Here is a 26,736-nt window from a genome sequence, read left to right on the forward strand (position 1 = left end):
TGACGGCAGCGTCTGCCAAGGATCTTCTGTTATTTATCCAGTCATTCTTGGGGCATAATCTCGCCCAGTGATGATTAACAGCCGGGCTAGTCCCGAGAGAAGACGCGTGATGAAAATATTGGTGATCGGCCCCTCCTGGGTCGGCGATATGGTGATGTCCCAGAGTCTCTACAAGGCGATCAAGGCCAACCATCCGGAGTGCGAACTGCACGTGATGGCCCCCGCCTGGTGCTGCGCCCTGCTGGAGCGGATGCCGGAGGTGGACAAGGCGATCACCATGCCCCTTGGCCACGGTGACTTCAAACTGGTGGCGCGCCGCCGCCTCGGCAAGCAGCTGGCGGCGGAGAAGTACGATCAGGCCATCGTCCAACCCAACTCCATGAAGTCGGCGCTGATCCCCTGGTTTGCTCGCATTCCGGTCCGTACCGGCTGGAAGGGCGAGAGCCGCTACGGTCTGCTCAACGACCTGCGCAGCAACAAGTCCGCCTTCCCGCTGATGGTGGAGGGCTATCTGGCGCTCGCCTATCCCAAGGAGCAGATGAAGAGCCGGGCCGATATTTCGACCATTCCGCATCCGGCGCTCCACGTCGATCTGATCAACCAGAGCAAGGCGCTGGAGCGGCTGGGGCTGGATCGCGCCCGCCCGGTGCTGGTGCTCTGCCCCGGTGCCGAGTTTGGTCCGGCCAAGCGCTGGCCTGAAGGGCACTACGCCGTGGTGGCCCAGCAGCATCTGGACGAGGGGTGGCAGGTGTGGATCTTCGGTTCCAACAAGGATGTGCCGGTGGCCAATACCATCCGGGATCGGGTCAATCTGCTGACTCGCCCCAACTGCCACGTGCTGGCGGGCAAGACCAGCCTGCACGAGGCGATCGATCTGATGGCGCTGGCCAGCCGGGTCATCTCCAACGACTCCGGCCTGATGCACATCGCCGCCGCCCTCAACCGGCCGCTGGTGGGCGTCTATGGCTCCACCTCGCCGCTCTACACCCCGCCGCTGGCGGATCGGGTCGAGATCGTTCATACCGACATCGAGTGCCGCCCCTGCTTCAAGCGCACCTGCAAGTTCGGTCATCTCAAGTGCCTGATCGATCTGGCGCCGGAGCAGGTGGTCGATGCCTGCAAGAAGCTGGAGCAGAGTCAGTAAGATGCCCTATCGTCTGCTCTACAACCTGCTGATCCACCTGGGATTGCCGCTGGCGCTGCTGGCCCTCTACAAGCCAAAGAAGGGCAAGCCCGGCTTTGGCGAGCGCTGGGCCGAGCATCTCGGCCGACTGCCCGCCACCGGACAGGAGGCACCGCTCTGGATCCATGCGGTGAGCGTGGGGGAGACGCTGGCCATCACGCCGCTCATTCGCGCCCTCAAGGCGGAGCGGCCCGATCTGCCGATCCTGCTCACCACCACCACCCGCACCGGCGCCGATCAGGCGGCCAAGCTGGGGGATCTGGTGATCCATCGCTACGCGCCGCTCGACTACCCCTGGGCCATTGCCGCCTTTCTCGACATCTTCAAGCCGCGCGCGCTCTGGGTGATGGAGACCGAGCTGTGGCCAAACTGGCTGGCCGCCTGTGAGGCGCGCCATCTGCCGGTGACCATCATCAACGCCCGTCTTTCCGAGCGATCCTGCCAGCGTTATGCCCGCTTCCACGGTGCCTTCGACGCCCTGAGCCGGCCACTGACCCATCTGCTCTGCCAGCATCAGGATGACGCCGACCGCTTCGCCCACCTCGGCATCGATCGTTCGCGGCTGGCGGTGACCGGCTCCATCAAGTTCGATATCCAGTTTGGTGACGAGGTGCAGGCAAAAGGGCGTGCCCTGCGCCAGCAACTGGGGGCGGATCGGCCGGTCTGGATCGCCGCCAGCACCCATCTGGGTGAGGATGAGCAAGTGCTGGCCGCCTTCGATCTGCTGCTCAAACGCCATCCCGACGCGCTGCTCATTCTGGTACCGCGCCACCCCGAGCGGTTCGACCGGGTGGCCGAGCTGTGTGCCCCTTACGGCTGTGTGCGGCGCACTGATGGTACTGTGGTGCGTGCGGAGGATAAGATCTATCTCGGCGATACCATGGGCGAGCTGCCGCTGATGCTGGCGGCGGCCGATGTGGCCTTTGTTGGCGGTAGTCTGGTGAAGATCGGCGGTCACAACCTGCTGGAGCCGGCAGCCCTCGGCAAGCCCTGCCTGACGGGTCCCGCTTACTTCAACTTCAGCGATATCACTCGCCAGCTGGTGGCTCAGGGGGGCGCCGCCATCGTGGCCGATGCCGCCGAGCTGGGCGAGCAGGTGAGCCAGCTGTTTGCCGACGAGAGCACCCGCCGCGAGATGGGCGAGCAGGCCCGCGCCGTGGTGCTGCGCAATCAGGGAGCGCTGGCGCGTACTCTCTCGCACTGCCTCACTGTGCTGGAGAACGACTGAGTATCAGCCTTTCATACAGCCCGGCCATAAAAAAACGGAGCGCGATGCGCTCCGTTTTGTTTTTGGCGGTGGCTGGGATTAGCGAACGATCAGCCCCAGCAGGATGCCGACCACACCGAAGTCGGAGTCGCTGAAGGTGGTGTTGGCGAAGCCGAGGTCGCCCAGCACCGGCAGCAGGAACACCGGCAGAATGGTGAGCAGCAGCAGGCCGTTGGCGAAGGCACCCAGAATGGCGCCACGACGACCACCGGTGGCGTTGCCGAAGACCCCGGCAGCGGCGCCGACGAAGAAGTGCGGTACCACGCCCGGGATGATGACGGTCAGGCCCATGGCGTAGAGCAGCGCCATCCCCACCAGACCGGCGGCAAAGCTCGACAGGAAGCCGATCAGCACGGCGTTGGGGGCATAGGGGAAGACGATGGGGCAGTCGAGTGCCGGCTTGGCGTTCGGTACCAGCTTGTCGGAGATCCCCTTGAAGGCCGGTACGATCTCGGCGATGACCATCCGCACACCCTGCAGGATGACGTAGACACCGGCGGCGAAGGTGATGGACTGCATCAGGGAGAACATGAACCAGTGCTTGCCCTTGGCGACACTGGAGACAAACTCGGGGCCGGCGAAGGCGGAGGTCACCAGGAAGATGATGCCCATGGTGAAGGAGATGGCCACCGGAGTATCGCGCAGGAACAGCAGGCTCTTGGGTACCTGCACATCTTCGCAGCTGTGGGCCTTGTTGCCGAACTTGGCGCCGATCAGGGCGGAGAGCACGTAGGAACAGGTGGAGAAGTGGCCCAGCGCTACGTCGTCGGAGCCGGTGATCTGCTTCATGAAGGGGTGGGCGATGGCCGGGAAGAAGACCATGGCGACACCGACCACCAGACTGCCCACCGCGATCAGCGGCACACCGCTCATGCCGCCGGCAGAGAGGATTACCGCCACCATCATCGACATGAACAGGGTGTGGTGACCGGTCAGGAAGATAAATTTCCACGGAGTCAGACGGGCGATCAGGATATTCACCAGCATGGCGAAGAACATGATCATCGCCATCTCCTTGCCAAACGAGGTCTGGGCGATGGAGACGATGGCTTCGTTGTTGGGGACGACCCCCTTGATGCCGAAGGCGTGCTGGAAGATGACGGCAAAGTCACCCAGCGAGTTGATCACCAGGGTGGCACCGGCTCCCAGAATGACGAAACCCATGATGGTCTTGACCGTGCCCTTGATGCACTCGGTCACCGGTTTCTTCTGGGCAATCAGGCCGATAAGCGCGATCAGGCCGACCAGTACGGCGGGCTCGGACAGCACGTCAAACATCAGAAAGTTGAAAAATTCCATGGTCAGCTCCTGGCAATGGAAGATGCGGCCCGCAGGCCGCATGGAGGATCCTTAGAGGGCGCCCAGTTCGCGCAGTGCGGTGGCGAGCTTCTCTTTCATCGCGGCCTTGTCGACCATGTTGTCGAGGGCCACCAGACGGCCGTTGACGCCCATGCTCTGTAACTGCTCGGCGATGTCGCGGGTGGCGACAAAGATCTCGGCGGTTTCGCTGCCGGCCGAGGCTAGATCGCGGTGATCCACCTCGGCGGTGACTGCCAGTTCTTTCAGGATGCTCTTGATGCTCATCTCCATCATCAGGCTGGTGCCCAGACCGTGACCGCATACAACCAGAATTTTCATTGTCTCTTCCTCTGTCAGGTGCGCCGTGGCGCAGATCAGTAGCGCGCCAGAATGCGCAGGATGTCGTCTTTGGTGTCGGCCGCGATAATGGCCGCCACGTCCTCTTCATTCATAAACAGCTCGGCCAGCTGGGCGATGGTCTCCACGTGGGAGTTGCTGTCGCTGGCGGCCAGGGTGATCAGCAGCTGGATCGGGTCGTTGCCCTCGGAGTCGAAGTTGACCCCCTGCTTGATGACGGTCAGCCCCAGACCCAACCGGTTGACGCCGTCCTCGGGGCGAGCGTGGGGCATCGCCAGACCGGGGCCCAGTACGTAGTAGGGGCCGAGCTCCTCATGAGAGCGAAACAGCGCCGCCACGTAGGAGGGTTCGATGGTGCCATTGGCCAGCAGGGGCGCCGTCGCCAGCTCGATGGCGTGGCGCCAGTCGCGGGCTACGGGTTCGATGCGGATGACATCCTCGGTCAGCAGTTGAGTCAGCATGGTGGTGATCCGGCTAGTTAAGATGGCGCCAATCTATCGATCTTGCGGTGGTGAAACTGTGAGGGGGATCGCGAAAGTTAGCGCTATCAGATAGCGCTAACATGAAACTGTGATAGCGCTATCACTTCACCCATTAACGGGAGCCATCCTGCCCCTGCGGCAGGGGAAAGAGAGTAGAATCGGCCCTGAGCAAATAGTCAGTGGCGCCCTTTTGCCTTAAAGTGAGCAGCCGCAAGCCGAGGAAGGGATGGATGTCAGAAGCGAAAAAGCGCCGTAGCACGGGTCGGGTGACCCTCAACGATGTGGCCCAGCTGGCCGGAGTGGGGGCCATGACGGTCTCCCGTGCCCTGCGCACTCCCGAACTGGTCTCCGACAAGATGCGCGAGCGTATCGAAGCCGCGGTGGAAGAGCTCGGCTATATCCCCAATCGTGCCGCCGGTGCGCTGGCGTCGGGTATCTCCCAGACCATAGTGGTCATAGTGCCCAGTCTGGCGGATGCCGGTTGTGGCGAGATGATTGCGGGCCTGCAACAGGCCCTGCTCGACGAGGGTTATCAGATCATGCTGGGGGATGCCCAGCATCTGAAACAGCAGGAAGAGAGCTTGCTGACCAGCTTCTTGCAGCACAATCCGGCGGCGGTGGTGCTGTTTGGTGGCGATCCCGGCGAGACGATCCGTGCCCGCCTGAAAGCTGCCCGTTTGCCGGTGGTGGAGGTGGGCGCCATGGCCCGCAGCCCCATCGACATGAATGTGGGAGTCTCCAACTTCGATGCCGGTTATGAGTTGACCCGCCACCTGATCGAACGGGGCTATCGCAATATCGGTTTTCTCTGTGCCCGTCAGGAGCAGTGGATGCTGCAACAGCGGATGCAGGGCTGGCACAAGGCGCTGCTCGACAACTACCTCTCCCCCGATGCCATCATCAACACCTCGGAGCGCCCCAACTTCAGCACGGGGGCGACCATGCTGGGTGAATTCCTGCTGCGCTGGCCAGAGCTCGATGCACTTATCTGCGTCAACGACGAGCTGGCGGCCGGCGTGCTATTCGAGTGCCAGCGTCGCCATTTGAATGTGCCGGGCAAACTCGCCATCGCCGGATTTGATGATCTGGATGTGGCGCGCGCCTGTTATCCGACCCTGACCTCGGTTCGGATCCCCTATCGCAAAATGGGGCAGGAGGCCGCCGGGCTGATCCTGCGCCAACTGGCCGGAGAGCTGGTAACCGGTACGGCACTGGCTCTCGATTTTCAGCTGCAAAAGCGCCAAAGCAGCTAACTGTTCCGTTTCAATCCCCATCAAAGAGGCAACCATGTTCAAGGCTCTGTTACTGGAAAACCAAGACGGCAAGACCATTCCGACCCTGACCCGACTGACCGAGAGCCAGTTGCCGGAGGGAGAGGTGCGGGTAGCGGTAAGCTACAGCTCCATCAACTACAAGGACGGGCTGGCCATCACCGGCAAGGGCAAGATTGTGCGTCAGTGGCCGCTGGTGCCCGGCATCGACTTCGCCGGTACCGTGCTCGAATCCGCCGACAGCCGCTATCAGCCCGGCGACAAGGTGGTGCTGACCGGTTGGGGCGTGGGCGAAGGGCACTGGGGCGGCATGGCCGAACAGGCGCGGGTCAAGGGCGACTGGCTGGTGCCGTTGCCCGCCGGGCTCGATGAGCGGCAGGCCATGTGCATCGGTACTGCCGGTCTTACCGCCATGCTCTGCGTGCTGGCGCTGGAAGAGGCGGGCATTACCCCGGCAAGCGGTGAGGTGCTGGTCACTGGCGCTGCGGGTGGCGTGGGCTCCGCCTCGGTCGCCCTGCTGGCGGCCCTTGGCTATCAGGTAGCGGCGCTGACCGGTCGTCCCGAAGAGCAGGGTGCCATGTTGACTGCGCTCGGTGCCAGCCGCATCGTGCCACGCAGTGAACTGCTGGTGCCAGCCAAACCGCTGGAGAAACAGCTGTGGGCCGGTGCCATCGATACTGTCGGCAGTCAGGTACTGGCCAAACTGCTGGCCCAGATGAACTATGGCGGCGCCGTGGCGGCCTGTGGGTTGGCGGGCGGTTTCGATCTGCCGACCAGTGTGATGCCCTTTATCCTGCGTAATGTGCGGTTGCAGGGGGTCGATTCGGTGATGTGCCCGTTTGAACGTCGCCAACTGGCGTGGCAGCGACTGGCACGGGATCTGCCTGCCAGCTTCTTTGAACAGGCGGTCACCGAGATTGGGCTGGAGCAGGTAGTGGAGGCCGCCGAGGCCATCACGCAAGGCCAGATCGCCGGCCGCACCTTGGTCAAACTTTGAACTCCCTCTGACTGGCGAGCCCGACAATTCCGGATAAAATTGGAGTGCGGGTGAACTATCCAAGGAGAGTGAAGATGGGTGGACACAAGCCGGATTACGACTCCTCTGATGATGATTGGGAGCCGGATTCCTGGGAAGAAGAGCTGGATCAGTGGGAAGAAGAAGGCTGGCAGGACGATGATCCCTTCGATGACCCCTTCAACAACCCGTGATCCATAGCATTGAATGAACAGGCGGGCATTGTGCCCGCCTGATTTTTTTGGTGCGCTCACAGGGTGGATGCAAGTTGCTTGTGGTCATCCCCTGGCTGGTCAAGAATGAACAGCTCAGACGACACTCAAGGATGACTATGCGACTTTCCATCATATTGCTGGCGGCCCTGCTGGGGGGCTGTGTCTCCAACGATGACCCTTGCGAGAAGGTGTGGAGCGAAGTGGGGGAGGCTGACGGCAAGCTGGGCTTCACCACCGAACGGGTTGAGTTCCATCAGGGCCAGTGTGGCAAGAAGGTGGATACCGAGCTGTGGAAGCAGGGACATCAGAAGGGATTGGCATGGTATTGCCGCCCCGAGCATCTCTATCTGGCTGGCCGCTCAGGCGAGGAGTATCGCGGTGTCTGCCCGAACGATACCCAGGCGCGCAGATTGTTCGAGCAGGGACGACAGGGTTGGACCGATCAATAGTGCACTGACCGTGAGGGGTTACTCCTCTTTCAAGCGGAGTGGCTGGCAGAGGTAACCCTTGTCATTGGCGCTGCGGGCGCACTTGCCGCAGACGAATTTCGGCTTGCGAACAATTTTGCGCAACGCTTTGAGATCAGTGGGGATCTCGTGGCGACGCCACTCACACAGGGTCTTGCTGCCCATAACGACTACCTCTAAGACTCGACGGCCGTATTGTAATCGATTTTCATTTCGAGTGAATCGGTAAAGCTCGCTTATTGGCCGTTATGCCAATAAGCGATTGTTTCGGGAGGGATTACTGGTAAAGGAACTTGGTGAAGATGAGCTCGCGCACCGCTTTCTTGCCGGTCTCTTTCACCAGCAGTTCGTTGACCTTGGTTTCGCACTCCTTGCGCAACTCTTCACGGCTGACCAGGGATTTGATCTGCTCGGCGCTCTTGCTGCCCATCAAACGAATGATGGTATCTCGGATCAGCGGGTCATGCTGCTCCAGCAGCTTGAGGTCGGCTTCGTTTTCCGCCATTAGCTCCACCGTGACTCGGACATAACCGAGGGTTTTGCCGTTGCTCAGGTAGTTGGTGATGATGTCGGGGTCGAGCGCGTGGTAGGAAAAGCCCGGCTTGGCGGCTGCGGCTGCTTCTTCTCCCTCTGCGGGCGGCTCTTCTTCGGATGAGGCTTGTACATGCAGCGCACCACAGCTCAGTAACAACACCAGCAGAATTTTGAAGATCTTCATATAGATGGCTCATCAGCAAGAGATAACCCATTTTTGATGTTGCCATCGGGGCCGTCAAGCACGGATGTTCTTACATTTCGCTATTGATTTACGGATAATAAACCGGATTTTAACCTGAACACGGAAATCTCTGGATGGTGAAGCTGTGAAGTCCGAGTTGACTGTTCCCCTCACGCCGTTAAGCGGGTGGCTGGCCCCCGAATGTTGCGAATTGCCCGCCAGCCTGCGCCCTTGGCTGCTGGAGCCCGGCTCCATGACCCGGCGGCTGCGTCAGCACAATCGCCACTTTTCGGTGGAGTGGCTGGGCAATCACCCGGTCGCCCTTACTGCCGATGAGCAGTGGCTGGTGGATTCGGCCTCGCCGGCCGGTACCTGCCGCGAGGTGATCCTGCACGGGGATCGTGGGCCCGCCGTGCTGGGCTGGACCCTGTTTGCCGATGACGCATTGCAAGGGAGCGGCATTGCCGAGCTTGGCGAGCAGCCGCTGGGTGAGCGGGTATTTGGCCATGAGCCTGCCCGCCGTGATCACCTGCAGCTGGCCCGTTTCGATATTGCCGCCAATCCTCGTTGCCCGGCCGCCACTGTCTGGGGGCGTCGTTCCCGTCTGTTTCTGGGGCAGTGGCCACTGCTGGTGCACGAGCTGTTTCTGCCCTCTCTCGTCTGTGACAAGGAGCTGGAGTGAACCTGTTAACCAAGGAGCGGGGACTTGCCTACATGCAGTTGGCCCGCGTCGACAAACCCATAGGTACTCTGCTGCTGCTGTGGCCAACCCTGTGGGCGCTCTGGCTGGCCGCTGGTGGCCTGCCCAATCTCTGGGTGCTGACCGTGTTTGTGGTCGGGGTCTTTCTGATGCGCTCGGCAGGGTGCGTCATCAACGACTATGCGGATCGCAACTTCGATGGCCACGTCAAACGCACCGCTGGTCGCCCCTTGCCTACGGGTAGAGTCAAGCCGTGGGAGGTGCTGGCGCTCTTCTTCGTGCTGGCGCTTATCTCCTTTGGTCTGGTGCTGACCATGAATCCGCTCACCATCGGTCTGTCGTTTGTCGCCCTGCTGCTGGCGGTGAGCTACCCCTTTATGAAGCGCTTTATCTCGAACCCTCAGCTGGTGCTCGGGATGGCCTTCTCCTGGTCGATCCCGATGGCCTATGCGGCGCAGGCGGATGCTCTGCCGCTGGTGGCCTGGCTGCTCTTTTTCGCCAACCTGCTCTGGACGGTGGCTTACGACACCCAGTACGCCATGGTGGATCGGGATGACGACCTCAAGATCGGCCTCAAATCCAGCGCCATCCTGTTTGGTCGTTACGACAAGCGGATCATCGGCGCACTGCAACTCTCGACGCTGCTGCTGTTGCTGGCGGTCGGGCAGCTGATGACGCTGGGGGGCTGGTATTACTGGGGATTGCTGGGGGCGGCGGTGCTGTTTGTCTATCAGCAGCGGCTCATTCGCGAGCGGCAGCGGGAAGCCTGCTTCCAGGCGTTTCTCAACAACAACTATGTGGGGGCGCTGGTGTTTGCCGGTCTGGTGCTCGATTACCTGCTGGCGTGACATGTTCCCGCGCAGACTCCGATAAAAAAGAAGGCCGCATGATGCGGCCTTCTTTGTTTGCGTTGCAGATCAGAGCTGATTGCCTGCCTGAATGGTGCGGCGGATCTTGTTGCTCAGCAGCGGCACTATATTGTCGGCCAGCGCCTGGAAGCGGCCGAGATCCGGCTTGCACTCTGGGGAGAGGTAACCCTCTTTGCGCAAGGTGTGGATCAGGGTGCTGAACAGCTTCTGGTCGAAGAACTCGGGGGCGTTGATGCCGTGCAGGGTGCCGAGGCGCTCTGCCATCATCAGGCCGTCCGCTTCCAGCTGCTCCGCCTCGATATGGGGCTGGGCCAGCACCCGGGTCAGCACGATGGCGTAGCGCTGCAGGGTCTCCTGAATGCTCTCCGCCAGCAGCAGCAGGCGCATCTGGTTGGCCGGGTTGACCCAGTAGCCGCCATCGCGCGCCTCGATCAGCTGCTGACGCTGCAGCTCTGCCAGCAGGGCATCGACCAGCTCCGGCAGCTCATCCTCTTCGTAGCGCAGGAACAGCTCGGTCTTGAGCAGCGGATAGATGTCGATGCAGCGGGCCAGCAGCTCGCTGTGGGAGATCCCTTCGCAACGCTCGATCAGGGCCGCTACCAGCGAAGGCATGGCGAACAGGTGGAGGATGTTGTTGCGGTAGTAGGTCAGCAGGATCGCCTGATAGCGGTCGAGACTGATGATCTGGCCCAGCTTGTCCTCGCTCACCTCGAACTTGTTGAGCTCCATGGCCTGATCCAGCAGGGTGGCGGCATCTTCGGCCGGCATGGTGCTGTGCGGGCTGTAGGGCACCGCTTTGAGCAGATCCAGATAGGTGTTGAGCTGGGCCTGCAGTTCGTCGCGGGTCAGGGCGTGACGCTCGGCGGCCAGCAGTGCCAGTGCGCTCAGGGTCAGGCCATTGACCGCGGCAGCCCCGTTGATGCGGGTCATCAGCAGCTCGGCCAGCTCGTTGACGGTACCCGCCATCCACTCCGGACGCTCCTCTTCTCCGATGTGCTGTTTCCAGTCGGGAATATGCTCGCTCAGGTAGCTGTTGAGGGTCAGCGGTTCGCCGAAGTTGACGAAGCCACGGCCATAGTTGCGCAGCTTGCGCAGGATGCCGAGCACCTGCAGGAAGCTCTCTTTCTCCTTGCGGCTGCCCTTGAGCTCGTTGTGGTAGGTGTTCACCTCCATCACGTGCTCGTAACCCAGATAGACGGGCACCAGAGTGACCGGTCTGTCCAGCCCGCGCATCATCGCCTGCAGTGTCATCGCCAGCATGCCGGTCTTGGGTGGCAGCAGGCGACCGGTACGGGAGCGGCCACCCTCGGTGAAGAACTCCACCGAGTACCCCTTGGCAAACAGCAGGTTGAGGTATTCACGAAATACCGTGCTGTAGAGCGGGTTGCCCTTGAAGGTGCGGCGGATGAAGAAGGCGCCGCCGTGGCGGAAAATCGGGCCCGCCGGCCAGAAGTTGAGGTTGATGCCCGCCGCGATATGGGGCGGCACCATCCCCTGGTGATAGATGACGTAGGAGAGCAGCAGGTAGTCCATGTGGCTGCGGTGGCAGGGGACGTAGACGATCTCGTGCCCCTCCTGTGCCAGCTGGCGTACCTTCTCGGCGCCGTTGACGGAGAGCCCGCGGTAGAGCTTGTTCCACAGCCAGCCGAGGAAACTCTCGCCGAGACGGATCAGCCGATAGGAGAAGTCGGAGGCGATCTCGTCCATATAGCCGTGAGCCCGCTTCTTGGCTTTCTCGAGGCTGATCCCTTCGCGCTGGGCCTCCTCTTCAATCGCCTGCTGGATCACTTCGGAATCGAGCAGCTGTTTGAACAGCAGGTGGCGGTTCGGTAGTTTCGGGCCGGTGGCAGCGAGTTGCTGGCGACTGAAGTGGGTGCGAGCCACCCGCGCCAGTTTGTGGGCGATCCCTTCGTCTGTGCCGTGCTTGTCCGCCATGTAGCGCAGAGAGAGCGGCGGCGAGAAGCGCACCAGATTCTCGCGACCCTTGAGGATCACGATGAGCGCTTTCTTCAGCCGGTTCGGCGCCAGACTGCTGATGATGTTCCAGCCGGAAGCCTCTTCGCCTTCCCGACCCGGCGCACGACCCCAGAACAGAGTGACGGGCACCACCTGGATATCCAGCTCGGGATCCTGCTTGTGCAGATCCAGCAGCTGGTGGAACTCCTGCAGGAAGGGGAGCGGTTTGCTGCGTTTGCCAAACAGCGGAGGCGGACGATCCAGACAGACATAGCGCGGCAGCAGCTGGCCGTTGAGCTCCAGCGGCGTGAAGGGACCGGGCAGACCGAGATCCTCGCAGCACTGCTGCAGGGTCATCAGGTCGGTGATCGAACTGGTTTTCAGGGCATAGACGATGGGTCTGGCCGGATCCAGATTGAGTTCTGTGATGGGATTTTCCGGCAGGCTCTTGTGATTGACCAAGCCGCTGACCGGCCATTGCAAGATGGCTCTGGAAATCTTCTGTCCTAGGGACATGTGCGTCTGCTCTCCAAAAAAATGCGGCGTGAGCATAGCAAATCGACAGCCCCTTGTCGCCGAGAGGTACGATGAGTCGGCTGCGCAGGATCAAAACAGTAGTAAATGAGGGGTTGGTCGCGACAAATGTCAGCTGCGCCTTGCCTTGGCCACTGCACTGTATATACTGCCAGTGTGCTGTATAAAAAGACAGGTGCCAATTCTATGAAACCCCTTACCCCCCGCCAGGCCGAAGTGCTGGAGCTGATCAAGGTGAATATGAGCGAAACCGGTATGCCGCCGACTCGTGCCGAGATTGCCCAGAAGCTTGGTTTCAAGTCGGCCAATGCGGCCGAAGAACATCTGAAGGCCCTGGCCAAAAAAGGGGTCATCGAGATCATGCCGGGCACGTCCCGCGGCATTCGCCTGTTGCTCGAAGAGGAAGAGGTGCTGGAGGAGAGCGGCCTGCCGCTTATCGGCAAGGTCGCTGCCGGTGAACCCATCCTGGCTCAGGAGCATATCGAGAGCCACTATCAGGTTGATCCTACCCTGTTCCACCCGCGCGCAGATTTTCTGCTGCGGGTGCAGGGGATGAGCATGAAGAACATCGGTATTCTGGATGGCGATCTGCTGGCGGTGCACAAGACCCAGGAGGTGCGCAACGGTCAGGTGGTAGTGGCCCGTCTCGATGAGGATGTCACCGTCAAGCGCTTCCAGCGCAAGGGCAGTCAGGTATGGCTGCTACCGGAAAATGAAGAGCTCTCCCCCATCGAGGTGGACCTCTCCTGCCAGCAGCTCACCATCGAAGGGCTGGCGGTCGGGGTGATCCGCAACGCCGACTGGATGTAATCCTCCCCGCCAACTGCGTTTGCCACACGGCCTCCTTCGGGAGGCCGTGCTGTTTCTGGCGCACTTTCCCTGTCATATCAAACAGATCATCGGCGGCGGCATTTTTGTCCTGCGCGACCGGCTACCAATCATCCATTTCAGATATATGCTCAGATCAGTGCCCTGTCGCCGAGACAGGGCTTGGCACCTCCCTCTGACCATCACAATGCATCGGTACGGAAGGGCCGGTAACAACGAGAATAGGGCAGTACACCTTCACGGGATATGAAGGGGGAGTGGGGAGATCCCGAGCCTTGTCGGGCAAAGGGAACCACTCGTAATGGTTGCAGATAGTCGTGACGGGCCTGTTCCCAGTTCAGGCCGACGAAGCAACATGACCTGTCGGTCAAGGAGGACTGGTATGGCATCAAGATCGCCATGGGATTCAGAGGCTGGGGCTGCGCCAGCGGAATCGTCAATCACCCGTTTCGTCAAAGGTAGCCGGATGACCTGGTTTTACGGTCTCTGGCTGCACCATCGTGGTTCGCACTGGACGCTCTGGCTGGGATGTCCGAAAGAGAAGGTGGTACGTCTGGTGTTGCTGTTCAAGCGTGGTCACGGTGATCGCCAGGGGGAAGAGGGCTGGCTGGCCCCCGTGATTCCCATCGGCGTGCGGGCCATCGGCAAGATGTTGCAGCAGGGGCGTAACGCTCGCCCCTGAGCAGAAGAGACAAACAAATCCATCCATAACCGGCACCTGAGGGGGCCGGTTTTTTTATGGCCGCAACTGGCGATTAATTATGCCAAATGGTCGACTCCTGACAGGGCATTGCACAAGGTTGAACCACCTTGGCGGCTCGCTGGGGTACAATGCCCCTCTCTTGTCCGGTCACTGCTGGCCATCTGCCTCGAACTGAAAGGGTCTCTTGTTATGATGAAGCTCCGCTATCCCCTGCTCTTTCTGCTGCTGACAGCCTGCCTGATCCTGGTGTTCTACGCCACGCAGCCAGAGCAGCCGGAACAGGCCGACTACTATCCGGCGGGGCGGGACATCAACGATTTTGTCTTTACCGATGCGGACAACCAGCCGTTCACCCCTGCCAACTTGAAGGGGCACTGGACTTTCCTGTTCGTCGGCTACACCTTCTGCCCCGATATCTGCCCCACCACCCTGGCAGATATGCGCTCCGTCTATGACCAGCTGAAGAAGATGGCGCCCGACAGTCAGGTGGTGTTTATCTCGGCGGATCCCCAGCGTGACGACATTCCCCGTCTCAAGACCTATACCGCCTTCTTTAATCCCGAATTCAAGGCGGCCACTGCCCCCCACGACAAGCTGTTCCCGTTCGTGCGCAATCTGGGGCTGATCTACTCCATCGCCAATCAGGGGGAGAAGGATTACCTGATCGATCACTCCGCCTCCATCGTGCTCATCAATCCCAAGGGCAAGCTGCAGGCGGTATTCCGCCCGCAGGTGGCGCCGGGTCAGGTGCCCCGGGTGCAGATGGCCACCATGCTCTCTGACTTCGCCCGCATTCTGAAGCTGGCAGGCCACTGAGCGTGACCCCAGCTGTTGCCCCCTGGTGGCGAGATCCCTCTCGCCACCGCGCCGTCTTTGCGCTCGCACTGCCCATGGTTTTCTCCAATATCACCACCCCCTTGCTGGGGCTGGTGGACACCTGGGTGATCGGTCATCTCGGTCAGGCCTGGTTTCTGGGGGGCGTTTCGGTCGGTGCAACCCTGATCAACCTCATTTTCTGGCTGCTCGGCTTTTTGCGGATGTCGACCACCGGCCTGACGGCGCAGGCGCACGGCGCCGCCGATGGTCGTGCCCAGCTCGATACCCTGCTGCGGGCGCTGGGGCTGGCCATTGCTCTCGGTCTGGCGCTGCTGTTGTTGCTCTTCCCCCTGTTGCCACGACTGATCGCCCTGAGTGGCGGCTCGCCCGAGGTGCAGCTTTATGCGGGCCAATATGTGGCGGTGCGGATCTGGAGCGCCCCGGCGGCGCTCTGCAATCTGGTGGTCATGGGCTGGCTGTTGGGGATGCAGGATGCCCGCAGCCCCATGGTAATGTTGATCCTCACCAATCTGGTCAATATGGCGCTCGATGCTCTGTTTGTGCTGGGGCTCGGCTGGCAGGTGCGGGGTGTGGCGGCGGCCTCGGTCATGGCGGACTACTGCGCGCTGGCGGTCGGGATCTGGCTGGTACGCCGTCAGCTGCGGCAACTGGCGCCGACGGTGTGGCAGGATGGCTGGCAGCGCTGGCGGCAGCTTGCGCCCATGGTGCGGTTGCTCGGCCTCAACCGCGATATCTTTCTGCGCTCCCTCTGTTTGCAGCTCTGTTTCGCCTTCATGACTCTGCAAGGGGCACGACTGGGGGATGTGGCGGTGGCCGCCAATGCGGTGCTGCTCAACTTCCTGATGCTTATCTCCTACGGACTCGATGGTTTTGCCTATGCGGTGGAGGCCATGGTAGGACGAGCCATCGGTCAGCGGGATCGGCAGAAACTGCGGGAGGCCATCGTGCTCAATCTGGGCTGGGCCGCCCTCATTGCCAGTGGTTTTACCCTGGTGTTTGCCCTCTTTGGTAGCCACCTTATCGGCTATATCACCGACATTCCGGCCGTGGTGGCGGAGGCAAATCGTCAGCTTCCCTGGCTGATCGCCATGCCCTTGCTGGCGGTCTGGTGCTTCCTGCTGGATGGCGTATTTATCGGGGCGACCCGGGCGCGGGAGATGCGCAACAGCATGTTGCTGGCCGCGTTTGGCGGCTTCTTCCCGATCTGGTGGCTCTGTCAGTCGTGGGGCGTGGCCGCGTTATGGGCGGCGATGGCGGCGCTGATGGTGGGGCGCGGTCTGTCGCTGGGGGTCACTTGCTGGCGGCTGGAGCGCAGCGGGCATCTGCTCGACGCCCGCCACTGATCATCGGTGGCGCTTACATGGCACCGTCGTAGCCGAGCTGGCGCCAGCTCTCGTAGACAAAGACAGACACCGCGTTGGAGAGGTTCATGCTGCGGCTCTGGGGCACCATAGGGATGCGCAGCCGCTGCTCGAATGGCAGACTCTCGATGATCTCGATGGGCAGGCCGCGACTCTCCGGGCCAAACAGCAGGGCGTCGCCAAGGGCATATTGTGCTGCCGAGTGCGCGGTGCGCCCCTTGGTGGTGCAGGCAAATACCCGCTTGGGCGCCACGGCGGCCAGAAAGGCCTCATAGCTCGGCCAGCGCTTCACCTCGGCAAACTCGTGATAGTCGAGTCCCGCCCGCTTTACCCGCTTGTCATCCCACTCAAATCCCAGCGGCTCGATCAGATGGAGCCGGTAACCGGTATTGGCGCAGAGCCGGATGATATTGCCGGTGTTGGGCGGAATTTCCGGCTGGTAGAGGACGATATCGAGCATGACGAGCTCCTGCAAAGAGATGTAAAGCCAAGAAGGGGCGCCAGCATACCCAGCGCCCGTCCGGATGAAAAGGATCAGGCGATGGGCAAGCGGATGGTGATGGTTAGCCCAGTCGGGTGATTGTTGCTGGCCGCAATGGTGCCGCCGTGGCGCTGGATCGCCTCCGAGGCGATGGCCAGCCCCAGCCCGGTGCCGCCAGTCTTGGCGTTGCGGGCGTCATCGACCCGGAAGAAGGGCTGGAACAGCAGCGCCTGCTGCTCGTCTGGCACCCCTGGGCCGTCATCCCGAATGGTCATCACCCACTCCAGTCCCTCCCGATACCAGTCCACCTTGATGAACTCGCGGGCATATTTGAGGGCGTTGCGCAGGGGGTTCTCCACGGCCCGGGCCAGCAGCTCGGGCCACATCTGGATCGACTCTGCGGGCAGCGGCGGCAGTCTGAGCTGTTTGCCACTCTGATTCGCTTCGAACATGGCATCTTCGAGGATGGGTTCCAGCAGGTCGGCCAGCGGATGTACCACCGGCGCCTCCACATGCTGCTGCACTCGCGACAGATCCAGCAGATCGCCGATCAGCTTGTCCAGCCGTCCGATCTCCGATTCGATCCGCGCCAGCTCGGCGCTGTCACCCTGCTTGCGGCGGATCAGCGCCTGCGCCAGTTGCATCCGGGTGAGGGGGCTGCGCAGCTCGTGGGAGATATCGGAAAGCAGCTGTTTCTGCTTCTGGATCATGCTCTTGAGTGTCTCCACCATGCGGCTGACGTTATCCGCCAGCTGACCGATCTCGTCGCCCCGTCCCAGGTTGGGGATCTGTACCTCCAGATTGCCAGCCGCCAGTTGGGAGACCGACTTCTGCAACTGCAGGATGGGGCGGGTCAGCCGCCAGGCGAGCAGCAGGCAGAGCGGGGTGCTGACCAGCATTGATATGCCCAGAATGCGGATCGGGTGATCCAGCACCTGTATGAACAGGAACAGGTAGGGGTTCTCGGCATTGAGGCCGAAATAGACGTGATAGCGATGGCCGCGGTGCTCCATCAGGAAGGGACCAGCGATCGCCTTGCGATCCTCGTTGCCCAGCATGGGGTTGGCCGGGTCATCGGCGTCCACCATAAAGCGCACCACAAACTTGCGCGGATGGGTGGTGGACTGGATCTGCCCCCTCTCGTCGCGCAGGTAGACATTGTCCACCGGGAGCATGGCGATCTTGTCCATCGTTTTGGCCAGATCGAAATCCTGATTCGGATCGGCAGCGTTGAGCAGGGCCTGCACATTTTTCTGCATTCGCACCGCCTCATGGGTCGGCAGCGGGATCTGGTTGCGAGGATCCAGAGTGGGCAGGCTGATCACGGCGGCCAGCATCACCAGCAGCATGAACCAGAACCAGAGGAAGATGTGGGTCGATATGCCGTTGAGGGAGCTGGTACTCTTTATTCTTGCTCTAGCCACAGGTAACCGCGCCCCCGTACGGTTTTGAAGCGGGGCTGGCCATCACTGCGGTCCGGCAGCTTCTTGCGCAGGTTGCTCAGGTGCATGTCGATGGCCCGATCGAAGGGCTCCAGCTTCTTGCCAAGCACCTGTTCGGAGAGGTGGCTCTTGCTGACAATCTGGCCGGGATTGCGCAGCAGGCACTCCAGCAGCCCGAATTCGGTGGCGGTCAGCTCCAGCAGTTGTACGCCGCAGCGGGCCTGCTGCAGGCCGGGTTGCAGCACGATATCCATGAAGTGCACTTCGTCGGAGGAGCTGCCACGCTGGGGCGGGGCACTCTGGGTACGACGCAGGATGGCGCGAACCCGGGCCAGCAGCTCCCGATCGTCGAACGGCTTGGCCAGATAGTCGTCGGCACCCGCTTCCAGACCGTTAACCCGATCCTGGCTGTCGCCACGAGCGGTCAACATCAGCACCGGGGTTTCATGGGTCTTGCGCAGCTTGGTCAGCATGGCAAAGCCGTTGAGCTTGGGCATCATCACATCCAGCAACACCAGATCGAAGCTCTGCTCCGCCAGCCGTTGCAGCCCCTCTTCACCATCCTCGGCGACCGTGACCTGAAATCCCTCCAGGGTCAGAATTTCGGTGAGCAGCTGGGTCAATTCAAGATCGTCGTCGACCAGGAGTATTCTGTTCATCGGGTGTTATTCCGCAGATTTTCGCGCCAAACTGACGCCGGGGTCAGGGTATAATAAGTTTTTCATCGCCAGAGGAAAGCCGGTTTTGAGCCATCAACAATATTCCCGTTGGGTTACCTTTGCCAGCATGGCGGCGGTTACCACTGCAACCTTGCTGATCACCGGCAAGCTGATCGCCTGGCTGATGACAGACTCGTCGACCCTGCTGGCGTCGCTCACCGACTCCTTCATGGATGTGAGTGCCTCCATCATCAACCTGCTGGCCATTCGCTATGCGCTGGCCCCCGCCGATGATGAACACCGCTTCGGTCACGGCAAGGCGGAGTCTCTGGCGGGGCTGATCCAGTCGGCCTTTATCTCCGGTTCCGCATTGCTGCTGGTGATGCACGGCATCTCCTCCCTGCTCAAACAGGCACCTATTGAACGGTTAGAGGCGGGTCTCTGGGTTAGTGGCGGTTCCATTGTGCTGACCCTGCTGCTGGTCAGTTTCCAGAGTTTCGTTATTCGCAAGACCAACAGCGTGGCCATCAAGGCGGACATGTTGCACTACCGCTCCGATCTGCTGCTCAACGCCGGTGTCTTGCTGGCGCTGGTGCTGGCGGGGCAGGGGTGGTACTGGGCTGACGGCCTGTTTGCCATCCTGATCGGGTTGTTCCTGTTGTGGGGGGCGGGACATATCGGCTACGAGTCGGTGCAGGCCCTGCTCGATCGTCAGTTGCCAGCGGAAGAACAAGCGAGAATAATGGCCCTCTGCTGCGCCGTCGAAGGGGTACACGGCGTACATGACCTGCGCACCCGTCAATCCGGGCCGACCCGATTCGTACAGTTGCATCTGGAACTGGATGATCAGATCCCCCTGGTCAAGGCCCATCAGATCGCCGATGAAGCCGAGCTGGCGGTTCGCCAGGCATTCGAGCGGATGGATGTCATCATCCACATGGACCCCATCTCGGTGCTGACAAAAGAACAACAGAGCCCTCACCCAGAACAACAGTAGGCTGCAACATGGATGAACTGGTTGCCAAAACTTGGCACAAAATTCAGCAAGAAGCGGAGTGCATGGCGGCCCAGGAGCCGATGCTGGCCAGCTTCTTCCACTCCACCATTCTCAATCACAAGAATCTGCGTTCGGCGCTGAGCTTCCAGCTGGCCAACAAACTCGACAGCGCCACCATGCCCGCCATCGCCCTGCGCGAGGTGATCGAGCTGGCCCTGCGCAGCGAGCCCGAGCTGCTGACGGTAGTGGCGGCCGACATCTGCGCCGTGCAGGAGCGCGATCCTGCGGTCGACCTCTTCTCCACCCCGCTGCTCTACCTCAAGGGGTTCCATGCCCTGCAGGGGTATCGGGTCGCCAACTGGCTGTGGCGTCAGGGGCGCCGCTCGCTGGCTCTTTATTTGCAGAACCAGATCTCGGTGGTGTTCGGGGTGGATGTGCACCCGGCCGCCCGCATCGGCAAGGGCATCATGTTTGACCATGCCACCGGCATAGTGGTCGGCGAGACGGCGGTGATTGAAGATGATGTCTCCATCCTGCAGAGCGTTACCCTCGGTGGTACCGGCAAGGAGAGCGGCGATCGCCACCCCAAGATCCGCGAAGGGGTGATGATAGGGGCGGGCGCCAAGGTGCTCGGCAATATCGAAGTGGGCGTGGGTGCCAAAATCGGCGCCGGCAGCGTGGTGATCAACCCGGTGCCACCTCATACCACGGTTGCTGGCGTACCCGCCAAGATCGTCGGCCGTCCGGAGTGCGACAAGCCTTCACTGGATATGGATCAGTGTCTCTGATCTCCTGACCGGAGGCGTCGATGGCCAAACGCTGGTCGGGTTATCTGATTTTGGGGATGTGGCTGCTCAACCTGCTTCATCTCTATCTGGGTCTCTCCCCCTGGCCCGCGGCCATTGCAGCCTGGGGGGCGTCACTGCTCACCTGGCCCTGGCTGGTAGGGGCCGCCAGGCGGCAGGCGCTGGCCCTGTATAGTGCCGCCCTGCTGCTGTTGATCTTCTCCTGGTGGCAGGGCGCGACCCTCATTGCCGGTGACTGGCTGCTGCCCAATATCAATATGCTCACCATGTTTGCCGCGGTGAGCACCCTCAACCTTGCCACTTCCGGCTTGCTGACCGGCACCACCTCCTGGACCGGGCGCAAGGGGCTGTGGAGCACCATGGCCAGCCTCAATCTGCTGGGGGCGGTCATCAATCTCTCGGTGCTCTTTATCATCGGCGATCGGCTGGAGCGTAATGGCACCCTGGAGCGGCGTCAGGTGATGGTGCTGAGCCGGATCTTCTGTGCCGCCGCCTTCTGGTCACCCTTCTTTGTCGCCATGGCGGTGGCGCTCACCTATGCGCCGGGCTTGCAGCTCTCCCATATTCTGCCGTTCGGGATCCTCGCCGCCTTGCTGGCGATGGGGCTGACTGCCTGGCAGGTGGAGAGGATCGGAGTGGCCGACTTTGCCGGTTATCCGCTGCGGTTGCAGACACTGGGGTTGCCAGTCACGCTGGCGTTGCTGGTACTGCTCATCAAGCAGATCTGGCCCCAGCTCGGCATTCTGGCGGTGATCGCACTGGTGGCCCCGCTGCTGGCGCTGCTCTTTATGCCGAGGACAGGGCGCAAGGCGGCCCTCAAGCGGCAGGTGGTGGAGCGTTTCCCCGCCATCGGCGGTCAGCTGGTGCTGTTTCTGGGGGCCGGTTTGTTGGCGGCAGGCATCAACAGTGCGCTGTCGGTCATCGATTTCGGTGCCGGTCACGGCCTGCCGCTGTTCAATCACTTTGGCTGGCTGGAGGCATCCCTCACTCTGCTGCTGATCCTGCTGGTGGCCATCGTCGGGGTGCATCCGCTCATCAGTATCTCCGGGCTGGCGCCACTGCTCTGGCCGCTGGCGCCGGATCCCAGCCTGCTCGGTATGTGTTTCCTGCTGGGATGGGGGCTTGCCACCGGCACCAGTCCGCTCTCCGGATCCAATCTGGCGCTGGCCTCCCGTTACAACCTCAGTGCCGGGCTGATCCTGCGCTGGAACCTGCTTTACGGCCTGCTGATGTATGTGGTCGCCTGTCTGTTGCTGGGGGCTTATATCGCCTTGCATGGATAGCGACCGTGCCATCAGGATGGCATCAATGATGCGTTGGTAGCGGCGCTTTTTAGGTACGGTTTAGAGTGTTGTCGCGGCTCTGGCGCAGGATGCGAGAAAAATAGACGCATATTTAGACAATACATCTATGGAAGGCGCATTTTACAGCGCACTGGCTTGTTTGTGCCGATAGGCTCGGGGTATGCTGGCTCCACGCGCTTGAATCGCCCTCTGTGGGGCATCGCAATTGAACAAACAGGTATGCATATGTCACTAGAAGTCCTTGAGCAACTCGAATCCAAAGTACAATCCGCTGTCGACAACATCTCCCTGCTGAAGATGGAGCTGGACGAGCTGAAAGAACAGAACAGCAAGCTGCAAGACGAGAACCATCAGCTGCGTAACGAGCACGCTGCATGGCAGGAGCGTCTGCGTGCCCTGCTGGGTAAAATGGATCAGATGGGCGAAACCATCTAATTCATCGCCTTCAGGCAGAATTGAAAACGGGCCGCTCTATGAGCGGCCCGTCTATTTTTGTTTTGGCGGGATGGGAATTACAGCGCCAGCAGTTGTTTGACTGTCTTCTCGATGCCGTCCGCGGCTTCGACTATGTTGTTGGCCAGCATGTAGGCGGGGGTGGAGATCACCTTGCGCTCCTGATCCACCACAAACTCGTTGACCGGGCAGTTGAGATGGCTGCCACCCATCTCCTCGATGGCGTTGGCGGTACCCTCGTCATGGCCGATGGTCGCCAGCGTTCCAGCACCATATATCAGCGGGATCATGGCGGGCGCGATGCAGATATAGGCGGCCGGTTTATTGGCTTTGGCAAAGCTCTGGCACGCTTTCAGCACATCGGGCTGGATCTGGCATTCGGCGCCCCTGATTGCGAAGTCGCACAGGTTTTTGGCAGCGCCAAAGCCACCGGGCACCAGCAGGGCGTCATAATCTACCGCATCCAGCTCGGCCACATCCTTGATCTGGCCACGGCAGATGCGGGCCGCTTCGACCAACACGTTGCGGCTCTCTCCCTTGCTCACTTCACCGGTCAGGTGGTTGATGACATGGAGCTGCGCCACGTTCGGGGCGAAGCACTGGACGGCGGCTCCCTGACGGGCCAGCGCCAGCAGGCTGATGACGGCCTCATGGATTTCGGCTCCGTCAAAGACACCGCAGCCACTCAAAATCACGGCCACTTTTTTCATGGCAAACTCCTCGTTGTTGAAAATGTGAGCCAAGATGGATTGTTGTACTTTTGTATGGTTATCGCTCGCCATCTGCTGGTCAAGTCATCTTGCTGTGCTAGGATTGTTTCGTTTTGGATCCTGCCGTACCTACTCCCTTAAATCTTTTTCCACATTGATCGAGATCATTCTAACTGTCTTGCGATCGGTTTTTGCGATCTCAATATATTGTTTTTAATGGTTTTTTATATTCTTATGCACAGCTTTGTCACTGTGCACTCTGATGCACTCCATTTTTGAACACAGAGTTATCCACAGGCTGAGTCCATTTATCAGGCGTTGTGTACTGTTGCTACGCCCCTTGGTGTGAGGGGGGGCCTGTGGCATCCTAGCGGCTGTTTATCTCTGGCAGGACGATTTCATGGCCCCTAGCAACCCCCTTATTCTGGTCGACGGCTCCTCTTATCTTTACCGCGCCTTCTTCGCCTCCCAGCAGGCCGATCTGCGCACATCGACCGGTTTGCCAAGCGGCGCCGTCCGTGTCATGGCCAACATGATGCGCAGCCTGCGCAAGCAATATCCTGACTGTCATGTGGCCGTGGTGTTTGATGCCAAGGGCAAGACCTTCCGCGATGACATCTATCCCGAGTACAAGGCGACCCGTGCCAGCATGCCGGACGATCTGCGCAGCCAGGTCGCGCCTATCCACCAGATGATCAAGGCGATGGGCTTCCCCTTCCTGATGGTGGAGGGGGTGGAGGCTGACGACGTGATCGGCACCCTGGCCCGCCAGGCGACCGAGAAGCAGCTGCCGGTACTGATCAGCACAGGTGACAAGGATATGGCACAGCTGGTCTCCGACCATGTCACCCTGATCGACACCATGAAAGATGTGAAGACCGATAGGGAAGGGGTGATCGAGAAGTTTGGCGTACCGCCCGAGCTCATCATCGACTATCTGGCTCTGATGGGGGACAAGGTCGACAACATTCCCGGCATGACCGGCGTCGGTGAAAAGACTGCACTGGCCCTGTTGCAGGGGATTGGCAGCATCGACGAGATTGCCGCCAACCTCGACAAGGTAGCTGCGCTCGGCTTCCGTGGCTCCAAGGCGTTCGCCGACAAGTTTCGCGAGCAGGAGGAGCAGGTTCGCCTCTCCTATCGACTGGCGACCATCAAGACCGATGTCGAGCTGGAACAGAGTCTGGAAGAGCTGTTGCTCAAGCCGGTCGACAAGGAGTCCCTGCTGGCGGTCTATCGCGAATACGAGCTGCGCAACCTGATCAAGGAGCTGGAATCCGGTGGTGAAGAGGGCAGCGAGAGCGCCGGACAAGACGAGGCTGGCGATGAGAGCGCCGCTCCGGTTGCCGCCATCGAAACCGACTACCGCTGCATTCTGGACGAAGCCGAGTTTGACGGCTGGCTGGAACAGCTGAAAGCGGCACCGTTGTTTGCCTTTGATACCGAAACCACCAGTCTCGACTATATGGAGGCGCGGATCGTCGGCGTCTCCTTCGCGGTTGAGCCGGGCAAGGCTGCTTATGTGCCGTTTGGCCATGACTATCTGGGGGCACCGTTACAGCTGAGCGAGGCTGTGGTGTTGGGCAAGCTCAAACCGCTGCTGGAAGATCCGACCCGTCTCAAGGTGGGGCAGAATCTCAAGTACGATCGCAACGTGCTGCTCAACCACGACATCGACCTGCAGGGCATTGCCTACGACACCATGCTCGAATCCTATGTGCTCAACTCCACCGCCAGTCGTCACGATATGGATTCGCTGGCCAAGCGTTACCTCGGGGTCGAGACCACCTCGTTTGAAGATATCGCCGGCAAGGGAGTGAAACAACTCACCTTTAACCAGATCGAGCTGGAGCAGGCCGCTCCCTATGCGGCGGAAGATGCCGATATCACCCTGCGTCTACACCAGACCCTGTGGGGTCAGCTGGAGGCCGTGCCGGGTCTCGCCAAGGTATTCAGCGAGATCGAGCTGCCGCTGTTACCTGTACTGGCGCGGATGGAGTTGCTCGGTACCACCATCGATCCCAAGCTGCTGCACCAGCAGAGCCAGGAGATCGAAGTGCGTCTGGCGGAGCTGGAGAAGCAGGCCCACGAGCTGGCCGAACAGGAGTTCAACCTCTCCTCACCCAAGCAGCTTGGGGAGATCCTCTTCACCAAGCTGGGGCTGCCGATCATCAAAAAGACCCCCAAGGGGGCGCCATCCACTGCGGAAGAGGTGCTGGCCGAGCTGGCGGAGACCTATGAGCTGCCGCGCCTCCTGATGGAGCACCGTGGGTTGGCCAAACTGAAGTCCACCTACACCGACAAGCTGCCGCTGATGATCAAGCCGCAGACCGGACGGGTACACACCTCCTATCATCAGGCGGTGGCGGCGACCGGTCGGCTCTCCTCCACCGATCCCAACCTGCAGAACATCCCGGTACGCAACGAACAGGGGCGCCGCATCCGGCAGGCCTTCATCCCGTGCGCCGGTTATAAGCTGGTGGCGGCGGACTACTCCCAGATCGAGCTGCGTATCATGGCGCACCTCTCCGGTGACAAGGGGCTGCTGACCGCCTTTGCCGAGGGCAAGGATATCCACAAGGCGACTGCCGCCGAGGTGTTTGGTGTAGCGCTTGATGCGGTGACCAGTGACATGCGCCGCAGTGCCAAGGCGATCAACTTCGGTCTCATCTACGGCATGAGTGCCTTTGGTCTGGCCAAGCAGTTGGGTATCGGCCGTGCCGAGGCGCAGAAGTACATGGATCTCTACTTCGAGCGCTATCCGGGCGTACTGGAGTATATGGAGCGCACCCGTCAGCAGGCGGAGGCCCAGGGTTATGTCGAAACCCTGTTTGGCCGTCGTTTATATCTACCGGATATCAAGTCCCGCAACGCCGGTCTGCGCAAGGCTGCCGAACGGGCAGCCATCAACGCGCCCATGCAGGGTACGGCTGCCGATATCATCAAGCGCGCCATGATCAACGTGGACAGCTGGATCCGCGGGATAGAAGATGAGTCGATCCGCATGCTGATGCAGGTACACGATGAACTGGTGTTCGAGATCCGCGAAGAGAAGCTGGAGGAGTACATCGCCATCATCAAGGAGAAGATGTCAGCCGCAGCCGAACTGGATGTGCCGCTGGTGGTGGAAGCGGGCACCGGCGACAACTGGGATCAGGCCCACTGATTTCCAGCCAGCCTTTCTGAGCTGCTATATAGCTATATAAGAAGCGAAGCCCGGCATCATGCCGGGCTTCTTGTTTATGGTGGCGGGGTGTCAGGCTTCTTGCAGATACTCGTCCTTGAGCAGCACATAATTGTCGGCCGAGGTTTTGAGGAAGGCGATCTCGGCAGGTTTAAGTGGGCGAGCCTGTTTGACGGGATTACCTATATATAGAAAGCCTGACTCGAGTCGCTTGCCCGGCGGCACCAGACTGCCAGCTCCGATCATCACATCATCTTCAACCACGACGCCATCAAGCAGAATGGCTCCCATACCGACCAATACCCGGTTGCCGATGGTACAGCCGTGCAGCATCGCCTTATGGCCGACCGTGACATCTTCACCGATCAGCAGTGGATAGCCGGTCGGATTGCTGGCGCTCTTGCGGGTCAGGTGCAGCACAGTGCCGTCCTGAATGTTGCTGCGGGCACCGATACGGATATGATTCACATCCCCCCGTGCCGCCACCATGGGCCAGATACTGGTATCGTCACCCAGCTCGATATCGCCCACCAGGGTGGCGCAGGGGTCTACATATACCCGTTTGCCCAATTGCGGGCGTTGTCCTTTGTAGGGTCTCAGTCGCAAGTCCATCTTTGCCTCCTTGTTTTCGGCCATTC

At 60.8% G+C, this 26,736-nt stretch carries 28 protein-coding genes; 17 read left to right on the forward strand and 11 right to left on the reverse strand.

Translation table 11 applies throughout. The features are described from left to right. The first annotated feature begins 109 nt into the window (after window positions 1–109). Together waaF and waaA are read left to right on the forward strand one after the other, a co-directional pair. Complete coding sequence (gene waaF, locus G5332_RS19470; protein WP_421311562.1) at window positions 110–1,144, forward strand: lipopolysaccharide heptosyltransferase II; 1,035 nt, start codon at window positions 110–112, stop codon at window positions 1,142–1,144. Window position 1,145: 1 nt separating this feature from the next. Further along, window positions 1,146–2,411 (forward strand): lipid IV(A) 3-deoxy-D-manno-octulosonic acid transferase, encoded by a 1,266-nt coding sequence (gene waaA / locus G5332_RS19475; protein ID WP_421311564.1) that lies wholly within the window; start codon window positions 1,146–1,148, stop codon window positions 2,409–2,411. A 78-nt stretch (window positions 2,412–2,489) separates the two neighbouring features. Here the strand turns inward: waaA and G5332_RS19480 are convergent, their stop codons facing one another. The 3 genes from G5332_RS19480 to G5332_RS19490 are packed head-to-tail and all read right to left on the reverse strand — an operon-like array spanning window position 2,490 to window position 4,567. Continuing rightward, a complete protein-coding gene (locus tag G5332_RS19480; RefSeq protein WP_042030406.1) occupies window positions 2,490–3,749 on the reverse strand; it encodes a PTS ascorbate transporter subunit IIC in 1,260 nt (419 codons plus the stop codon). A 51-nt stretch (window positions 3,750–3,800) separates the two neighbouring features. After that, complete coding sequence (locus tag G5332_RS19485; RefSeq protein WP_005356014.1) at window positions 3,801–4,088, reverse strand: PTS sugar transporter subunit IIB; 288 nt, start codon at window positions 4,086–4,088, stop codon at window positions 3,801–3,803. Window positions 4,089–4,123: 35 nt separating this feature from the next. Continuing rightward, window positions 4,124–4,567 (reverse strand): PTS sugar transporter subunit IIA, encoded by a 444-nt coding sequence (locus G5332_RS19490; protein WP_215802633.1) that lies wholly within the window; start codon window positions 4,565–4,567, stop codon window positions 4,124–4,126. A 251-nt stretch (window positions 4,568–4,818) separates the two neighbouring features. On the opposite strand from G5332_RS19490, the gene G5332_RS19495 reads away from it, so the two are divergent. The 4 genes from G5332_RS19495 (at window position 4,819) to G5332_RS19510 (ending at window position 7,538) form a co-directional block, all read left to right on the forward strand. Beyond that, entirely contained in the window at window positions 4,819–5,841 is a 1,023-nt protein-coding gene (locus tag G5332_RS19495) for a LacI family DNA-binding transcriptional regulator (RefSeq protein WP_041210783.1), read from the forward strand. Window positions 5,842–5,875: 34 nt separating this feature from the next. Continuing rightward, window positions 5,876–6,856: an MDR family oxidoreductase gene (locus tag G5332_RS19500; protein ID WP_421250003.1), complete on the forward strand. Its 981-nt coding sequence runs from the start codon at window positions 5,876–5,878 to the stop codon at window positions 6,854–6,856. A gap of 74 nt (window positions 6,857–6,930) precedes the next feature. Further along, window positions 6,931–7,068, forward strand: coding sequence for a hypothetical protein (locus tag G5332_RS19505; RefSeq protein WP_216952376.1), 138 nt, complete (start codon window positions 6,931–6,933; stop codon window positions 7,066–7,068). A 137-nt stretch (window positions 7,069–7,205) separates the two neighbouring features. After that, on the forward strand, window positions 7,206–7,538 hold the full coding sequence (locus tag G5332_RS19510; RefSeq protein WP_216952374.1) for a DUF2799 domain-containing protein: 333 nt from the start codon (window positions 7,206–7,208) through the stop codon (window positions 7,536–7,538). An 18-nt stretch (window positions 7,539–7,556) separates the two neighbouring features. Here G5332_RS19510 and G5332_RS19515 read toward each other — a convergent pair whose 3' ends face one another. Further along, window positions 7,557–7,721, reverse strand: a complete 165-nt coding sequence (locus G5332_RS19515) for a hypothetical protein (RefSeq protein WP_098971330.1) — start codon at window positions 7,719–7,721, stop codon at window positions 7,557–7,559. A 112-nt stretch (window positions 7,722–7,833) separates the two neighbouring features. After that, entirely contained in the window at window positions 7,834–8,274 is a 441-nt protein-coding gene (locus G5332_RS19520; protein ID WP_216952370.1) for a flagellar basal body-associated FliL family protein, read from the reverse strand. 145 nt (window positions 8,275–8,419) lie between these two features. Here G5332_RS19520 and G5332_RS19525 point away from each other — a divergent pair, with 145 nt between their 5' ends. Together G5332_RS19525 and ubiA are read left to right on the forward strand one after the other, a co-directional pair. Then, a complete protein-coding gene (locus tag G5332_RS19525) occupies window positions 8,420–8,956 on the forward strand; it encodes a chorismate--pyruvate lyase family protein (protein ID WP_005339534.1) in 537 nt (178 codons plus the stop codon). After that, entirely contained in the window at window positions 8,953–9,822 is an 870-nt protein-coding gene (gene ubiA / locus G5332_RS19530) for a 4-hydroxybenzoate octaprenyltransferase (protein WP_005339536.1), read from the forward strand. Before G5332_RS19525 ends, ubiA begins: the two co-directional genes overlap by 4 nt. A gap of 69 nt (window positions 9,823–9,891) precedes the next feature. Here ubiA and plsB read toward each other — a convergent pair whose 3' ends face one another. After that, window positions 9,892–12,315 carry a glycerol-3-phosphate 1-O-acyltransferase PlsB gene (gene plsB, locus G5332_RS19535; RefSeq protein WP_421173179.1) on the reverse strand — a complete coding sequence of 808 codons (2,424 nt, stop codon included), beginning with the start codon at window positions 12,313–12,315 and terminating at the stop codon, window positions 9,892–9,894. Between the two features lie 204 nt (window positions 12,316–12,519). On the opposite strand from plsB, the gene lexA reads away from it, so the two are divergent. The 4 genes from lexA (at window position 12,520) to dinF (ending at window position 16,044) form a co-directional block, all read left to right on the forward strand. Continuing rightward, on the forward strand, window positions 12,520–13,143 hold the full coding sequence (gene lexA / locus G5332_RS19540; RefSeq protein ID WP_139433841.1) for a transcriptional repressor LexA: 624 nt from the start codon (window positions 12,520–12,522) through the stop codon (window positions 13,141–13,143). 484 nt (window positions 13,144–13,627) lie between these two features. Further along, window positions 13,628–13,843 carry a hypothetical protein gene (locus G5332_RS19545; RefSeq protein ID WP_019446524.1) on the forward strand — a complete coding sequence of 72 codons (216 nt, stop codon included), beginning with the start codon at window positions 13,628–13,630 and terminating at the stop codon, window positions 13,841–13,843. A gap of 210 nt (window positions 13,844–14,053) precedes the next feature. After that, window positions 14,054–14,680, forward strand: a complete 627-nt coding sequence (locus G5332_RS19550; protein WP_158114375.1) for an SCO family protein — start codon at window positions 14,054–14,056, stop codon at window positions 14,678–14,680. A gap of 2 nt (window positions 14,681–14,682) precedes the next feature. After that, on the forward strand, window positions 14,683–16,044 hold the full coding sequence (gene dinF / locus G5332_RS19555) for an MATE family efflux transporter DinF (protein ID WP_227341730.1): 1,362 nt from the start codon (window positions 14,683–14,685) through the stop codon (window positions 16,042–16,044). Between the two features lie 13 nt (window positions 16,045–16,057). On the opposite strand, the gene trmL is transcribed toward dinF, so the two are convergent. The 3 genes from trmL to G5332_RS19570 all read right to left on the reverse strand — a co-directional run bounded on the left by trmL (window position 16,058) and on the right by G5332_RS19570 (window position 18,644). Continuing rightward, window positions 16,058–16,522: a tRNA (uridine(34)/cytosine(34)/5-carboxymethylaminomethyluridine(34)-2'-O)-methyltransferase TrmL gene (gene trmL, locus G5332_RS19560; RefSeq protein WP_005339545.1), complete on the reverse strand. Its 465-nt coding sequence runs from the start codon at window positions 16,520–16,522 to the stop codon at window positions 16,058–16,060. Between the two features lie 74 nt (window positions 16,523–16,596). Beyond that, window positions 16,597–17,967 carry an ATP-binding protein gene (locus G5332_RS19565; RefSeq protein ID WP_408082979.1) on the reverse strand — a complete coding sequence of 457 codons (1,371 nt, stop codon included), beginning with the start codon at window positions 17,965–17,967 and terminating at the stop codon, window positions 16,597–16,599. Then, the gene (locus G5332_RS19570) at window positions 17,949–18,644 is read right to left on the reverse strand and encodes a response regulator (RefSeq protein ID WP_227341731.1); all 696 of its coding nucleotides are present in this window, start codon (window positions 18,642–18,644) and stop codon (window positions 17,949–17,951) included. The genes G5332_RS19565 and G5332_RS19570 overlap by 19 nt, the downstream gene beginning before the upstream one ends. 85 nt (window positions 18,645–18,729) lie before the next feature. Between G5332_RS19570 and G5332_RS19575 the strand changes: the two genes are divergently transcribed. The 4 genes from G5332_RS19575 (at window position 18,730) to G5332_RS19590 (ending at window position 22,186) form a co-directional block, all read left to right on the forward strand. Beyond that, on the forward strand, window positions 18,730–19,641 hold the full coding sequence (locus G5332_RS19575) for a cation diffusion facilitator family transporter (RefSeq protein WP_227341732.1): 912 nt from the start codon (window positions 18,730–18,732) through the stop codon (window positions 19,639–19,641). Window positions 19,642–19,649: 8 nt separating this feature from the next. Continuing rightward, entirely contained in the window at window positions 19,650–20,429 is a 780-nt protein-coding gene (gene cysE, locus G5332_RS19580) for a serine O-acetyltransferase (RefSeq protein ID WP_005339552.1), read from the forward strand. A 20-nt stretch (window positions 20,430–20,449) separates the two neighbouring features. Continuing rightward, on the forward strand, window positions 20,450–21,730 hold the full coding sequence (locus G5332_RS19585; RefSeq protein ID WP_227341733.1) for a hypothetical protein: 1,281 nt from the start codon (window positions 20,450–20,452) through the stop codon (window positions 21,728–21,730). Between the two features lie 246 nt (window positions 21,731–21,976). After that, window positions 21,977–22,186, forward strand: coding sequence for a cell division protein ZapB (locus G5332_RS19590; RefSeq protein ID WP_005342050.1), 210 nt, complete (start codon window positions 21,977–21,979; stop codon window positions 22,184–22,186). Between the two features lie 77 nt (window positions 22,187–22,263). Here the strand turns inward: G5332_RS19590 and elbB are convergent, their stop codons facing one another. Then, window positions 22,264–22,914: an isoprenoid biosynthesis glyoxalase ElbB gene (gene elbB, locus G5332_RS19595; protein WP_227341734.1), complete on the reverse strand. Its 651-nt coding sequence runs from the start codon at window positions 22,912–22,914 to the stop codon at window positions 22,264–22,266. Between the two features lie 400 nt (window positions 22,915–23,314). Here elbB and polA point away from each other — a divergent pair, with 400 nt between their 5' ends. Next, on the forward strand, window positions 23,315–26,080 hold the full coding sequence (gene polA / locus G5332_RS19600; RefSeq protein WP_421173177.1) for a DNA polymerase I: 2,766 nt from the start codon (window positions 23,315–23,317) through the stop codon (window positions 26,078–26,080). A 90-nt stretch (window positions 26,081–26,170) separates the two neighbouring features. On the opposite strand, the gene G5332_RS19605 is transcribed toward polA, so the two are convergent. Further along, window positions 26,171–26,710: a gamma carbonic anhydrase family protein gene (locus G5332_RS19605; RefSeq protein WP_421173182.1), complete on the reverse strand. Its 540-nt coding sequence runs from the start codon at window positions 26,708–26,710 to the stop codon at window positions 26,171–26,173. Between the last annotated feature and the right edge of the window lie 26 nt (window positions 26,711–26,736).

This window comes from Aeromonas sp. 603757 (assembly GCF_049171255.1).
Classification (GTDB): Bacteria; Pseudomonadota; Gammaproteobacteria; order Enterobacterales; family Aeromonadaceae; genus Aeromonas; species Aeromonas veronii_A.